Raw genomic sequence first — 12,685 nt, forward strand, 5'->3', positions numbered from 1 at the left:
CGAGGGAGGATACCGGTCATGCGCGGGGTGGACGTCGTCAAGAACCTGTATGATGCTTATGCAAAACGCGACATTGAGGGCGCGCTGGTCGACTGCGCCGATGATATCGTCTTCCGCTGGGTCGCCGAACCGCAGGCACCTTTCATCGCGGCAGGCAACGGCAAGCAGGAGTTCCTTGCCCGCCTCATGGCGCTGGACAGTGATTTCGATTATCGGAGCTTCGTCCCGGTGGACATCATCGACGGCGGCGACAGGATTGCGGCGCAGGTCGAAATCCATTTGACGCGCAAAACCACCGGCCAGGAGCTTGTCATGCGTACCGCTGATTTCTGGACGGTCCGCGACGGCAAGATCGTCGAGATGGTGGAATATTACGACACGGCGCTGGCCGCCTCGGTCATCTGAAGAAAAATTTCGACGACCTGTCGGGGCGCCTGAACCCGCCTCGTCCTTGGGATGCCGACACGATGATGCCGGCTTCAAGCAAGGAGAATGCATCATGTTCAACCTGTCATCCATCGGTCGCATCGCGACCCGTTACGCGGCGGCCCGCGCCCGCTATCGCAGCGAGCGCGCCCTGCTTTCTCTGCCGATCGAATTGCGCAAGGACATCGGCTTTCCGGAAATCTTCGACGAGCAGAACCGCCGGCGTCGTTGACGCCGGCTGCCCAAAGGCGACCGTTGGTCAATCATGCGTATCGCCCGAAAGCGGCGTCGCCTGCATCGACGCCCGCTTTTCGAAAGCCTCGAACCAGCGCCTCAGCCGCACCCGCGAGCGAAAGGGCGGAAGATGACGAAACGCCATCCAGGACAGCGTGGTGGCCAAGGCTATATGGCCGACATGAAGCGGCGCTTCGTCGTCCAGCACGCTTTCGAGCCAGTCGTAGCTTGCCTCGATCTTTTTCCGGTAGCCTTCGGCAAGAGCACCATAACGCAGCTGTTCGGGTCTCCTCTCCGTCTCCCAGCGTAAGGCAATGCCCGTCTGCGCCAGGCCCTGAGCGACCGACTGCAGCCGCAACGCCTGCCAGCGCGCCTCACCGTCTTGCGGTAGCAATTTGCGGCCGTCGTGCAGCGTGTCGAAGTAGGCGCAGATGACATCGGAATCGAAGATCGGCGACGCACCGGGCCGCAGCAGCACCGGCACCTTGCCGAGTGGATTTTCGGCGTAGACGCTGGCATTGCGCAATGTCGGACTGGTCTCGTGATGAATGACCTGGAGGCGATCGGCAATGCCGACCTCGTGAGCGAAAACGAGCGCCTTGCGCGCGAAGGGCGAATGGGTCTGGTAATAGAGGATCATGGTCGTCTCGAGGGCGTGAGGAAGCCACGTAGCCCACCTGTTCTATCCTGCGAGCCGCGAGAATTGCGCTCTGATTGAGGCCCGCCGACGCAAGTTCATTTCACGGCTCCCGCTGGAAACCACCGGCTACCAGGTCTGAGCGGGCGGCTTGCGAAAAATTTCCACGGCCATGTAGGATTGCCGTCACCTCATGCGTCCTATGGTTCGCAAGGCCAGCCAAACGCAAAGAGGAGCAAGACATGACTGACCAGACCCCCGTTCAGCCCGCGGCGAAAGTGCTCGGCGGATTGACCCCTTATCTGCAGGTAGACGGCGCCTTCAAGGCCGCCGAATTCTACAAGAAGGCCTTCGGCGCCGAGCAAGTGTTTGCCTATCCGGCCGACGAACAAGGCCGCACCATGCACATCCATCTTCACATCAACGGCTCGACGCTGATGCTTTGCGACGCCTATCCCGAGCACGGCCATCCGCATCAAAAGGCGCAGGGCTACACCATGCAGCTCCATCTCGATGATGGCGACATCAATGCCTGGTGGCAGCGCGCCGTCGATGCCGGCTGCGAGGTGGTCACGCCATTGCAGGTGATGTTCTGGGGCGACCGCTGGGGTCAGCTGAACGATCCGTTCGGCGTGGCCTGGGCGATGAACGCACCGGTGAAGTAGCTTTTCTCATTGAGCAGCAACGCCCTAGCCGCAGGTGAGGGAATGATGCGCTCATCTGCGCCGGGCCCTGCCGGCCCGGCGCTCATTTCAGCAAAGGAGACCCACCATGTCCTATGTCGATGGCTTCGTGCTTGCCGTGCCCAAGGCAAGACTCGATGACTACAAGAAGCTCGCCAACACCGCCGGCATCGTCTGGATGGAGCATGGCGCGCTCGCCTATGTCGAATGTGTCGGCGACGACGTGCCCTATGGCGAGACCACCTCGTTCCCGCGCGCCGTCCAGGCCAAGGAGGACGAGATCGTCGTCTTTTCCTGGATCACCTATGAATCGCGAGAAAGTCGCGATGCCGTCATGGCCAAGGTGATGGCCGACCCGCGCCTGACGGCCGACTGGGCGACGATGCCGTTCGACGGCAAGCGCATGATCTTCGGCGGCTTCAAGCCGTTCATGGAGCTGTAGGCGTCCGCGTCAGTCCAACTTGTCCAGCAGCGGCTTGAGCCGATCGCCATAGCGCTTCCACAAATCGACCGAGCCCTGATACATCGGCTGGCGCACCTGTGCGGCGGAAGCCGTACGCACCGGCCGGTCGGTTTCGTGGAACGACAGCACAGCATCGTTCCATGGCAGGCCGAGATGGGCGATCAGCGCCCGCGTCTGCCCTTCCTGGTCGGCGACGAAATCCTCGTAGCGCACATCATGCACCACCCCAGGCAGCACGGTATGCCAATGGGCCATGATGTCGGTGTAGAGGTTGTGGAAATCGGCGAGCTCGCCGAGGTCATAACCGTAGCGGTGGCTGTCGCCGCGGAAATGCACCTTGTAGATCGACAGGCACGTCGCCGCCGCATCGCGCGCGCAATGGACGATCTTCGCTTTCGGCAGCATCAGATGGAGGAAGCCGACGAGCAGGAAGTTGCCCGGCATCTTGTCGGTGACATGCTTGAAGCCGGGATAGCGGGCGTGCAGCATATCGAGATACGCCTCGCCAGCCTCGGCAAAGGCCTTGTCGGGCATGTCGGCGATCCCTGCAGGAAAGCCGCCCTTCATGGACAACGGAAACTGCTTGCCGACCGCCGTTTTCAGGATGCTGAGCTCGCCGGCGCCATAGACCTGGGGGTGGCTGGCGATGATCTGCTCGATCAGCGTCGTGCCGGATCGCGGCATGCCGACGACGAAGATCGGCGTGTCGTCACTGATCGTGCTCGGCCGGTGTTTCTCGAAGAAGCCGGCATCGAAGGTGGCCTTCATCGCCTCGAATTCGGCCCGCGTCCTGGCCGGATCGTAGTCGATGCCCTTGCGGCGGATCGCATTGCCTTCGGCGAAATAATCGAAGGCCCTACCATAGTCTTTCAGATCGTCATTGGCCTTGCCGAGGCCGAAGGACAACTGCATGCGCGCCAGACTGTCCTGCGGCGCCTTGGCATGCTGGGCCTCCATGCCGGTCAGTTCGGCATCGCGTTCCTTCTGGCGCTTGACCTGCGTCAGCATCAGCCAGGCTCTCGCCATGCCGGGGTTGACCGCCAGCGCCTGCCGGAAATGATCGGCCGCTTCATCGAGCTTGCCCTTTTCCATCAGCCCGACGCCCAACCCGTGCAGCAGGTCGGCATCCTTCGGGCGAATGGTCAGCGCCTCGCGAAAGACGGCCAGCGCCTCGTCCAGCCGCCCGGCTTCCTGCAGCGTTTCAGCAAGTCCGATGCGGGCACGAGCATGGAACGGATTGCGCCCGAGCGTGCCGCGGTAGATCTCTTCGGCCTCCTCGAACTGGCCGAGCTGCTTCAGTGACGAACCAAGATTGTCGCGCGCCGCGAGCTGGTCCGGCCGGATATCCACCGCACCGCGAAAGAAATCGATTGCCGCTGCGATGCGGCCGAGATCGCGCATGACCGTGCCGAAATTGTTGAGGAAATCGGGATTCGTCGGCTGCAGGCTCACCGACTGTTCGATGAGATCCAGTCCCTCTTCGCTGCGCCCGGTCTGGTGGAGCAGCAGGCCCAGGAAATGCGCCGCAGCCGCGTGATTGGGCTTGCGCGCCAGCACCTGACGGTAAAGCGCCTCGGCTTCCTGCCGGCGCCCGGCCTGGTGCAGCTGCAGTGCCTGCTGCACGTACTGGTCCAGCCCCAGCGGCGGCTGTCCTCCAGCGCCAGATCTGGCTCCTGCACCCGCCGCTCTTCTCTGATCTCTGTTGATGGGAAACCTGCCGTGTTTGTCTGCCTGCCGCGATCTAGGCCATTGGCGCGACAGGTTCAAGTCTTCGCGTGGTTTTGCGCCCCCTCAGACGGTGTGGACGATCAGATCAGCCGGTTGGTCTCGGCAACCTGTCTGGCCCGCCTCAAGGTGCCGTCGGTATCAGCGATCGTTCGCCTTGCCGCCTCATCGCTTCTGATGGTCAGCCGTGCTGTCTTGACGATCATCGGCTTGCCATTCGGGCCAACGGCAAGGGCGTGCAGGATGGCTGGCTTGAGGATCGGGTTGATCGCTACGGTCGTGCCTCTCGGGGTTCTGACGGAAACCATGGCTTTTGTCCTTTCGACAATAAATAAAATACAAGTGCCGGGACAATCGCCCCAGCATAATCCTAAGCATTTTTTTAGAAGCGCCTGATCCCTATCAGAATTTTTCAAAAGGTTATAGCGATCTATTTTTCAGAGAAGCCGGGTGTTTTTTATAAATCTTCTTGAACAATTGGGCCTGACGAGCTATGTAAGCAGGATCGCTTTGGGCCAGAATTGGCATATCGCGGCGTCAGAGGTTCTCGACCCGCCAATCTCATTCCAATCATCGATACCGGGCGCGCGGCAGATTCGCTCCGCGACCATTTCTCATTCTTCGAAAGACCCACATGAACACCGGAACCGTGAAGTTCTACAATGGCCAGAAGGGCTTCGGCTTCATTCAGCCGACCGATGGCGGCAAGGACGTTTTCGTCCATGTCAGCGCGCTGGAGCGCGCCGGCTTCCCTGGCCTCGCCGAAGGCCAGAAGCTGCAGTTCGACCTGGAGCGTGACACCAAGGGCCGCGAGTCGGCCGCCAATTTGCAACTGATCTGATCCGGCCGAATTCGATGAACGCTGACCACGGATGTACTGGCAGCTCTCGAAAGCGGCTTATTTCCAGCGATTGCCGGAAATAGGAAAGCGGGGCTCGTCCCCGCTTTTTTTGCTTTCAGGCGGCTGTTTACGTGGCGCCGCGAGGCGCAATTGCTTTCCGGTTGATGCCGGAAAACATCAAGGCCGGAAACATCAAGGTAAGACAATGCCGGACCGCACCACCCACTCCATCGCCCATTTCGCTGCACCCTTCGTGCTCGGCGGACTGGAGGGACAGCTGCCGGCCGGCGACTACGACATCGATCACGACGAAGAGGTGATCGAGGGCATGTCGCGGCTTGCCTGGCGCCGCGTTGCCACCTTCATCCATCTGCCGGCAAGGGCAGTGAAAAATCCGACTACCAGCCAGCTTGTCGCCATCGACTACCTCGAGCTCGAAACAGCGCTGAAGCGCGACCGGGAGAATGCAGCATGATCCGTTTCCAGCAGAATGCGCGCCCGCGCACCGACACGCCCTCGCACCAGTTTGCGATCGGTCAGACTGTCCGCATGAAGAGCCGCACCGGTCTCGTCCAGAAGACCGCGGAACTGTTCCAGATCAAGAGCAGGCTGCCGGTCAAGGATGGCTCGCCGCAATACCGCATCCGCAGCGAGCAGGAGACCCATGAGCGGGTCACCACCGAAGACAATCTCGAACCGGCCGACAACCCGGTTATTACTGACAACCCGGCTGTGGCCAACAACCCGGTCCTCTGAGACCTGGTGCATGTCGCCCAAAGTGCGCAGCGGTTTTGGGACAACGACATGTACAAACAATGACTCTGAAGCGCGTCGGGTAAGACGCGCTTTGGCAAAGCCAATCCAGCACGCACCAGGAGCACGACATGTCCAAAGGTCAACAGCGAAGCAACCGCGAAACGCGCAAGCCGAAGAAGGACAAGGTCGTGGCCAAACCCGCCTCCCCGTTCGGCTCGTCGGTCAAGCAGGCCGAGAGCAGCCTGAAGCCGAAGTCGAAGGGCTGACAGCCCAGGGGCGCCTCGTGCGCCCCCCGTCGCCCACTGTGTGAGGCGGCAGACTGGACGCAACAGGCCTGCGCAACACACCCCCGCACGGAGGCGCGCTTGAACTTCGTCATCGAGTTCTACCGGTCGCGCGACGCCGACGAAGCCACGCTCGACAAGGTGTCGCTGGAAGCGCCGAACCTGCGCGCCGCCCTGCAGGGTGCCACCGCGCTGTTCCATACGCTGGCCATGCCGCAAATCCCCGATCGCCTGCGCATTTCCGACGACAACGGCAGCGAGCTCTACGCCGGCCCGGCCGATGGAGCCTATCCGGCGGAGGTGTGAGCGAACGCCTCGGTTTTCCCTACTCCCCTTGTGGAGGAAGGCGGATCTGCGCGCAGCGCCGAGACGGTTGGTTGGAAGAAACTCCACCCCTCACGCCGTCCGGCAGCCTCATCCGGCCGAGCTCCGCTGCCTTCTCACAAGGGGGGAAGGCAAGACACGCCCAGCCCCCTCAGCACGGTCCGTCGCCAACGACGCGATAGTCCGCGGCGCGGGCTTCGCAGGAATTGGGGAAGGTGCGCAGTTCGCCATCCCGGCGCGCGCACACGGGAGCGTATTCGCGGGTGCAAAACGTCTGCTCTTCACCACCGCCACCGCCGTCGCGGCACGGGCCGTCGCGCACGATGCGATAGCCGGCCCGGTCGGCAAGGCAGGCATTGGCGAAGGTCTGGCGGTCGCCACCGCGCCGGGCGCAGACCGGCTCGTACTGCCTGCTGCAATATTGCGGTTCGGGCCGTGGCGGACGCGGACCTGGTCCCTCGTCGACGACGACGGTGCAGGCGCCAAGAATTGCCGACAGGAACAGGACGGCAAAACCTTGCCGCGAAAAGATTGCCGCCAGAAACTTCATGTTGATCTCTCCCTCGATCCCGTCCCGGGAAGACGATCCTCGCCATTCCCTTGCCAAATGCAACCCCCGTTCGCACCCCCACGGCAACGCCGCCAGGGGCTGCGGCCGCTATCATCCCATCTCGCAGGCACCATCGCATCTGGCCCATTCGTGGCCCGGTTCTGGCCGATGACCCAGCCGGCAACCAAGCCTATGTCCAGCCGCATCGATGCTCAGGTCAGTCGATCCAGCGTCGGGATGCGCCCAGTGTGGCGGCCCGCGGCGCTATCTTGCAACCTTCACGTTTCCGTGCGATAAATTCCGTGTTCGGGCATTTGCGACCCGGAGAGCGGAACGTTTTGGACGACCTTTCCCCGATACTGTGAATCTCTGACGGCCCCGTTTTCGGCGGGGGGTTTGACCATGCGCCAATGCATGACTGCCGAAGCAACCACCGGGACTTGCCCATTGCGCCAGGCGGCGGGCAGGACCACCAGACTGAACGGGTGAAGGAGTTTCCCCAATGGCCCAGACCGGCACCGTTAAATTCTTCAACGCGACCAAAGGCTTCGGTTTCATCACGCCCGACGGCGGCGCCAAGGATGTGTTCGTCCATATTTCCGCGATCGAGGCCTCCGGCCTGCGCACGCTCGTCGACGGCCAGAAGGTCACCTTCGACGTCGAGCCGGATCGCATGGGCAAGGGCCCCAAGGCCGTCAACCTCCGCGCTGCCTGAGCCATCGGCACGCCGCACGTCTCTCGGACGCGCGACGGAGGCTCCAATGCCTGGACCTGGCTTGGAGAGGGATTTGAATTTTTGAAAGGCGCGGCGGTTATCGTCGCGCCTTTTTCATGCCACGGGTTCTGCCCAATGCATGCCGTTCAGAAGCGCGCAGCGGCTTTGAAACAACGACATGCATAAAAACAAAGACTTAAAGCGGGTCGCGCCTGAATCCTTTCAAGCGCGACGCGCTTCAGGGGCCTGCAAAACTTTCTCTTGCCGATAGCGCTAAAATAAAGGACAAATTTCCACTCGGGCATTTGCCGGCCCGAGACTGGACTTTATGGGATCAAAGGAGCTTCCCATGCCGCAGACCGGCACCGTCAAATTCTTCAACCATGCCAAGGGCTTCGGCTTCATCACGCCCGATGATGGCGCGAAGGATGTTTTCGTCCATATTTCAGCCGTGCAGGCGTCGGGTCTTCCTGGTCTCGAGGATGGCCAGAAAGTGTCCTTCGACACGGAGCCGGACAAGCGTGGCAAGGGCCCCAAAGCCGTCAATCTGTCGGTCGGCTGAGCCGGCTTCTGACAGGCGACGGCGGCGGTTGGACAGTTCCGCTCCCTTGAGTGGTCTTTGACGCTCGTTTTGACATTGACGCGTCGAATCCGTTCAGCCCCCATTCAGCCACGGTCGCATATTAGTCTTTGGTAAAGCCGGCCCGCATCCCCCGAAACTGCCCGGGCCGGTACGAAGGAGACAGACATGAACCGAATTTTCAAGACCGCCGTCCTGTCCGCTGCCGTGGTCGCCACCACGCTCGCGACCTTGCCCGCTGCCAACGCGGGTGACTGGCGCCGTCATCACGGCCATCACGGCAACGGCGATGCGATCGCCGCCGGCGTCCTCGGCCTTGCGGCCGGCGCGCTGATCGGTGGCGCGTTGGCCAATGACCAACCCCCGCCCTACGCTGACCGCTACTACGATGACGGTTATTACGATCGTGACGTCGTGGTGCGCCCGGCACCGGTCCGCCGCTACTATGCGGAGCCGAGGGTTGTCTACAATGAAGGCTACGCCGAGCCGTGGACCCGTGGCTGGTATGACTATTGCTCGGACCGCTACCGCACCTTCAACTCCCGCACCGGCACGTTCACTGGCAATGACGGCGAGCAGCATTTCTGCACGGCCAACTGAGTGCATGTCGCCCAAAAGTGCGCAGCGGTTTTGGGATAACGACATGCACAAAGACAAAACTTTAAAGCGCGAAGCGCTTTAGGGCTTCCCTGCCCCAAACAAAAAAGCGCTGACCGCGAGGCCAGCGCTTTTTTTGTTGTTGGGCTCGACGTCCCAGATTTCTCTTGAGGTCGGCGCTGCCCCTTAAAGCGCTTCGCATGGATCCGTTTCGACGCGACCGGCTTCAAGTCAGAAAAGGGTTGGTCCGGCGCTCCTCGCCGAAGCGTCCGCCGGGACCATGGCCGCAGATGAAGCCGATGTCGTCGCCGAGCGGCAGGAGCTTGTCCTTGATCGAGGCGATCAGCGCCGCATGGTCGCCGCCCGGCAGGTCGGTGCGGCCGACCGAGCCGCGAAACAACACGTCGCCGACATGGGCGAACTTGGCCGCGCGGTTGTAGTAGACGACATGGCCGGGCGCATGGCCGGGACAATGCAACACCTCGAACACATGCGAGCCGAACGACACGGTCTCGCCTTCGGTCAGGAACCGGTCGGGCACACAGTTGCGCGCACCGGCGATGCCGTAACGCCTGCCCTGGTTTTCCAGATTGTCGAGCAAAGACTTGTCGGCTTCATGCGGGCCGATGATGTCGACGCCGAGCGCCTCCTTCAACTCCATGGCGCCGCCGGCATGGTCGATATGGCCATGCGTGATCCAGATGGCCCCGGCTGATATCGCATTGTCCTTCAGCACCGCCAGCACCTTGTCGATGTCGCCGCCCGGATCGACGACCACGCCATGCTTGTCGTCCATGTCGAACAGGATGGTGCAATTCTGCTGGAACGGTGTGACCGGCACGATGCCGGCATTGAGCTGACCCATGATCGTCCTTTCGCTATTCCAGCGTGATGTAAAGGCGCGGGCGAAGGGCGTCCACCCCTCGCAAGACGAACAGTCAGTCGCTCTGAAAACGAAAATGGGCGGCCGAAGCCGCCCATTTAGAACACCTAGACTGAATAGCTTACTTCTTCATGGCGCCCATGACCGCGCCGAGAATGCCGGTCAGGATCGCACCGCCGCCGGCACCACCGATGATGTTGTTGAGGTTCAGCGCGCTGCCAAGACCGCTCGTTGCTGCTGCCGCAGCCGCAGGATCGACCGCGCCGCCACCAAGCAGGCTGCCGAGGATCGCCGCACCGCCGACGCCGCCAATGGCTCCACCCAGGATTTTGGGAAGCTGACCCATCGCCGCTGTCTTGAGCGCCGCACCGACCGCCTGACCACCGATGATACCCGTAATCACCTGTATAATGATCGGAAGAAGCGTGTTCATGTCCATATGATTAGTCCCTCCATAGCTGCCAGCCTCCCGGGCCGACAGCATCATGAGACGCCGAATTGGATGAAAGTCAAATGCAGAAACACTTAAATAAAAGGGGCGGCCCGAAAACCGCCCCTGCTTGCTCGAAAAGCTGTGACTTTCGTTATTCTGCTGCGATCGCGTGCTTGGGCTGAACCGCTGCAGAATAGTCATTCATGAGATTCTTGGCGATTTCACCGACCTCGAATCGGTAAGGTCCGATCTCTGAAACCGGCGTCACTTCCGCTGCCGTCCCGGTCAGGAAGCATTGCTCGAAGCCTTCCAGCTCTTCCGGCATGATGGCCCGTTCGATCACCTCCAGGCCGCGATCCTTGGCCAGGCCAATGACCGTGCGGCGGGTGATGCCGTCGAGGAAGCAATCCGGCTTGGGCGTGTGGATCTTGCCCTCCTTGACGAAGAAGATGTTGGCGCCGGTCGCTTCCGCGACCTGGCCACGCCAGTCGAGCATCATGGCATCGGCATAGCCCTTGGCCTCGGCAGCGTGCTTGGACATGGTGCAGATCATGTAGAGACCGGCGGCCTTCGACTTGGACGGCGCCGTGCGCGGGTCGGGCCGGCGCCATTCCGCCACGTCGAGGCGGATGCCTTTCAGCTTCTGCGCCGGATCGAAATAGCTCGGCCACTGCCAGATGGCGATAGCGCAGTTGATGCGGTTGTTCTGCGCCGACACGCCCATCTGTTCGCTGCCGCGCCAGGCGATCGGCCGGACATAGGCGTCCTGGAAACCCTGCTTCTTCAAAAGCGTGGTGGAAGCGTCGTTGAGCTCGGCCACCGAATAGGGAATCTTGAAGCCGAGCAGGCGCGCCGATTCATGCAGGCGCTCGGTGTGTTCGTTGAGCTTGAAGATCTCGCCGCCATAGGCCCGCTCGCCCTCGAAGACGGCGCTGGCGTAGTGCAGGCCATGGGTCAGCACGTGGATCTTGGCGTCACCCCATTGGACGAACGCGCCATTCATCCAGATGAAACCGTCCAGTTGATCGAAGGGAACGGATGCCATGGTAACCTCCCCGCGGGCGGCAGCCCGCATAGTGTTGTATCGTTGTTGTTTCGTGTCGGCCGCGCAAAGCGGCTTTTATGCTGGAGCGTAGGCGGATAATGGCATTCTGGCAAACTCAGGAAGTTCCGGAAAAACCGGCTTCGCTTGCCTTTTCGTTCGCAATCCGCCCAAAAGCTTGTCAAAAATTACCATTGCAGGGAAATTACGTCAATAGTACTGACATAATCTCTCTTTCAAGCGGAGAAAAGATGACGGATCGAAGCCACGCAGCCGGTAAACCGATCAGGACGGCGATCACCGACGAGGACGGCATCGACTTCGCCATCATCGAACTGTTCTTCTTCGCCTATCGTGACTTCACCTCCGATCCGGATCAGATCCTGGCCGATTACGGCTTCGGCCGCGCCCACCACCGGGTGCTGCATTTCGTCAACCGCAGGCCGGGCCTGACGGTCGCCGAACTGCTCGACGTGCTGAAGATCACCAAGCAAAGCCTGGCGCGGGTGCTCAAGCAATTGATCGACACCGACCATGTCGTGCAGTTGCAAGGGCCGCGCGACCGCCGCCAGCGCGAGCTCTATCCTACAGCCAAGGGGCGCGCGCTGGCGCTGGCGCTGGCGCGGCCACAGTCGCGCCGCATCCATGCTGCATTGGGAGATTCCGGAGTCACCGAACGGACCTTGGTGGAACGGTTCCTCGAAGCGATGGTCAATCCGGAACTGAGAGCGCAGATCGACGTTGGGTCCGCAAAGATGTCAGGGAAAAGCCATGGAGAGCACTGAACGGGTCGATCATGCGGCCGCACCGGACGACGATGCGCCGCATCTGCTTGTCGTCGACGACGACACGCGCATCCGCAATCTTCTCAAGCAGTATCTGACCGAAAACGGCTTTCGCGTCACCGTCGCCGGCAATTCCGGCGAAGCCAGGCGCAAGCTTGCCGGCCTCGACTTCGATCTTCTGATCCTCGACGTGATGATGCCCGGCGAAACGGGCGTCGACCTGACCAAGTCGCTGCGGGCCGAAAAGAACGTGCCGATCCTGATGCTGACGGCGCTGTCGGAAACCGACAGCCGCATCACCGGCCTCGAAGCCGGTGCCGACGACTATCTGCCAAAACCCTTCGATCCGCGCGAGCTGATCCTGCGCATCAACAACATCCTGCGCCGTGGCGGCCCGGCGACCACGCCGAAGGTCGAGCAACTGGTCTTCGGCCCCTACACGTTCCAGATCGCCAGGCGCGAATTGAAGCGCGGCGGCGAGGCGCTGAAGCTGACCGACCGCGAGCAGGAGATCCTAGCGATCTTCGCCGCGCGGGCAGGTGAGACGATACCCCGCCACGAGCTGGTCGGCGACGATTCGGAGGTTGGCGAGCGCACCATCGACGTCCAGATCAACCGCCTGCGCCGCAAGATCGAGCGCGATCCGTCCAATCCGGTCTGGCTGCAGACCGTGCGCGGTATTGGGTATCGGCTCAGCGTGGAATAGAATGCCGCCCGCGACCGGCTG

General features: G+C 61.7%; 21 protein-coding genes. 14 read left to right on the top strand and 7 right to left on the bottom strand.

Annotated elements, in window-relative coordinates; translation table 11 throughout:
- The first annotated feature begins 18 nt into the window (after positions 1-18).
- Together ACFSOZ_RS20330 and ACFSOZ_RS20335 are read left to right on the top strand one after the other, a co-directional pair.
- Positions 19-405, top strand: coding sequence for a nuclear transport factor 2 family protein (locus ACFSOZ_RS20330; protein WP_379100827.1), 387 nt, complete (start codon positions 19-21; stop codon positions 403-405).
- A 94-nt stretch (positions 406-499) separates the two neighbouring features.
- Positions 500-658, top strand: a complete 159-nt coding sequence (locus tag ACFSOZ_RS20335; RefSeq protein WP_379100830.1) for a hypothetical protein — start codon at positions 500-502, stop codon at positions 656-658.
- A gap of 27 nt (positions 659-685) precedes the next feature.
- On the opposite strand, the gene ACFSOZ_RS20340 is transcribed toward ACFSOZ_RS20335, so the two are convergent.
- Positions 686-1,300, bottom strand: coding sequence for a glutathione S-transferase family protein (locus ACFSOZ_RS20340; RefSeq protein WP_379100833.1), 615 nt, complete (start codon positions 1,298-1,300; stop codon positions 686-688).
- A gap of 239 nt (positions 1,301-1,539) precedes the next feature.
- On the opposite strand from ACFSOZ_RS20340, the gene ACFSOZ_RS20345 reads away from it, so the two are divergent.
- Both ACFSOZ_RS20345 and ACFSOZ_RS20350 read left to right on the top strand, forming a co-directional pair.
- Positions 1,540-1,962, top strand: coding sequence for a VOC family protein (locus ACFSOZ_RS20345; protein WP_379100835.1), 423 nt, complete (start codon positions 1,540-1,542; stop codon positions 1,960-1,962).
- A gap of 106 nt (positions 1,963-2,068) precedes the next feature.
- The gene (locus tag ACFSOZ_RS20350; protein ID WP_379100838.1) at positions 2,069-2,422 is read left to right on the top strand and encodes a DUF1428 domain-containing protein; all 354 of its coding nucleotides are present in this window, start codon (positions 2,069-2,071) and stop codon (positions 2,420-2,422) included.
- A 9-nt stretch (positions 2,423-2,431) separates the two neighbouring features.
- On the opposite strand, the gene ACFSOZ_RS20355 is transcribed toward ACFSOZ_RS20350, so the two are convergent.
- Both ACFSOZ_RS20355 and ACFSOZ_RS20360 read right to left on the bottom strand, forming a co-directional pair.
- Entirely contained in the window at positions 2,432-4,066 is a 1,635-nt protein-coding gene (locus ACFSOZ_RS20355; RefSeq protein ID WP_379100841.1) for a tetratricopeptide repeat-containing sulfotransferase family protein, read from the bottom strand.
- A 185-nt stretch (positions 4,067-4,251) separates the two neighbouring features.
- Positions 4,252-4,476 carry a hypothetical protein gene (locus ACFSOZ_RS20360; RefSeq protein ID WP_379100843.1) on the bottom strand — a complete coding sequence of 75 codons (225 nt, stop codon included), beginning with the start codon at positions 4,474-4,476 and terminating at the stop codon, positions 4,252-4,254.
- Positions 4,477-4,802: 326 nt separating this feature from the next.
- Between ACFSOZ_RS20360 and ACFSOZ_RS20365 the strand changes: the two genes are divergently transcribed.
- The 5 genes from ACFSOZ_RS20365 (at position 4,803) to ACFSOZ_RS20385 (ending at position 6,355) form a co-directional block, all read left to right on the top strand.
- Positions 4,803-5,009, top strand: coding sequence for a cold-shock protein (locus tag ACFSOZ_RS20365; RefSeq protein WP_379100846.1), 207 nt, complete (start codon positions 4,803-4,805; stop codon positions 5,007-5,009).
- Between the two features lie 205 nt (positions 5,010-5,214).
- Entirely contained in the window at positions 5,215-5,484 is a 270-nt protein-coding gene (locus tag ACFSOZ_RS20370; RefSeq protein WP_379100848.1) for a hypothetical protein, read from the top strand.
- A complete protein-coding gene (locus tag ACFSOZ_RS20375; protein ID WP_379100851.1) occupies positions 5,481-5,765 on the top strand; it encodes a hypothetical protein in 285 nt (94 codons plus the stop codon). The genes ACFSOZ_RS20370 and ACFSOZ_RS20375 overlap by 4 nt, the downstream gene beginning before the upstream one ends.
- A 128-nt stretch (positions 5,766-5,893) precedes the next feature.
- On the top strand, positions 5,894-6,031 hold the full coding sequence (locus ACFSOZ_RS20380) for a hypothetical protein (RefSeq protein WP_164482279.1): 138 nt from the start codon (positions 5,894-5,896) through the stop codon (positions 6,029-6,031).
- A 99-nt stretch (positions 6,032-6,130) separates the two neighbouring features.
- A complete protein-coding gene (locus ACFSOZ_RS20385) occupies positions 6,131-6,355 on the top strand; it encodes a hypothetical protein (protein ID WP_379100854.1) in 225 nt (74 codons plus the stop codon).
- A 169-nt stretch (positions 6,356-6,524) separates the two neighbouring features.
- Here the strand turns inward: ACFSOZ_RS20385 and ACFSOZ_RS20390 are convergent, their stop codons facing one another.
- Positions 6,525-6,923 (bottom strand): Kazal-type serine protease inhibitor family protein, encoded by a 399-nt coding sequence (locus ACFSOZ_RS20390; RefSeq protein ID WP_379100856.1) that lies wholly within the window; start codon positions 6,921-6,923, stop codon positions 6,525-6,527.
- Positions 6,924-7,425: 502 nt separating this feature from the next.
- Between ACFSOZ_RS20390 and ACFSOZ_RS20395 the strand changes: the two genes are divergently transcribed.
- The 3 genes from ACFSOZ_RS20395 (at position 7,426) to ACFSOZ_RS20405 (ending at position 8,818) form a co-directional block, all read left to right on the top strand.
- Positions 7,426-7,638 (top strand): cold-shock protein, encoded by a 213-nt coding sequence (locus ACFSOZ_RS20395; protein ID WP_006202520.1) that lies wholly within the window; start codon positions 7,426-7,428, stop codon positions 7,636-7,638.
- Between the two features lie 349 nt (positions 7,639-7,987).
- Positions 7,988-8,200, top strand: a complete 213-nt coding sequence (locus tag ACFSOZ_RS20400; protein WP_013530020.1) for a cold-shock protein — start codon at positions 7,988-7,990, stop codon at positions 8,198-8,200.
- A gap of 186 nt (positions 8,201-8,386) precedes the next feature.
- Positions 8,387-8,818 (top strand): BA14K family protein, encoded by a 432-nt coding sequence (locus tag ACFSOZ_RS20405; RefSeq protein ID WP_379100859.1) that lies wholly within the window; start codon positions 8,387-8,389, stop codon positions 8,816-8,818.
- Positions 8,819-9,041: 223 nt separating this feature from the next.
- On the opposite strand, the gene ACFSOZ_RS20410 is transcribed toward ACFSOZ_RS20405, so the two are convergent.
- The 3 genes from ACFSOZ_RS20410 to ACFSOZ_RS20420 all read right to left on the bottom strand — a co-directional run bounded on the left by ACFSOZ_RS20410 (position 9,042) and on the right by ACFSOZ_RS20420 (position 11,176).
- The gene (locus ACFSOZ_RS20410; RefSeq protein ID WP_379100861.1) at positions 9,042-9,680 is read right to left on the bottom strand and encodes an MBL fold metallo-hydrolase; all 639 of its coding nucleotides are present in this window, start codon (positions 9,678-9,680) and stop codon (positions 9,042-9,044) included.
- A gap of 139 nt (positions 9,681-9,819) precedes the next feature.
- On the bottom strand, positions 9,820-10,137 hold the full coding sequence (locus ACFSOZ_RS20415) for a hypothetical protein (RefSeq protein ID WP_379101007.1): 318 nt from the start codon (positions 10,135-10,137) through the stop codon (positions 9,820-9,822).
- Between the two features lie 145 nt (positions 10,138-10,282).
- Complete coding sequence (locus tag ACFSOZ_RS20420; RefSeq protein WP_379100864.1) at positions 10,283-11,176, bottom strand: branched-chain amino acid aminotransferase; 894 nt, start codon at positions 11,174-11,176, stop codon at positions 10,283-10,285.
- A 248-nt stretch (positions 11,177-11,424) separates the two neighbouring features.
- Between ACFSOZ_RS20420 and ACFSOZ_RS20425 the strand changes: the two genes are divergently transcribed.
- Together ACFSOZ_RS20425 and ACFSOZ_RS20430 are read left to right on the top strand one after the other, a co-directional pair.
- Entirely contained in the window at positions 11,425-11,958 is a 534-nt protein-coding gene (locus tag ACFSOZ_RS20425) for a MarR family winged helix-turn-helix transcriptional regulator (protein WP_379101010.1), read from the top strand.
- On the top strand, positions 11,945-12,664 hold the full coding sequence (locus ACFSOZ_RS20430) for a response regulator (RefSeq protein ID WP_379100866.1): 720 nt from the start codon (positions 11,945-11,947) through the stop codon (positions 12,662-12,664). The genes ACFSOZ_RS20425 and ACFSOZ_RS20430 overlap by 14 nt, the downstream gene beginning before the upstream one ends.
- Positions 12,665-12,685: the final 21 nt, after the last annotated feature.

The organism is Mesorhizobium newzealandense, assembly GCF_042682145.1.
Taxonomy (GTDB): Bacteria; Pseudomonadota; Alphaproteobacteria; order Rhizobiales; family Rhizobiaceae; genus Mesorhizobium; species Mesorhizobium newzealandense.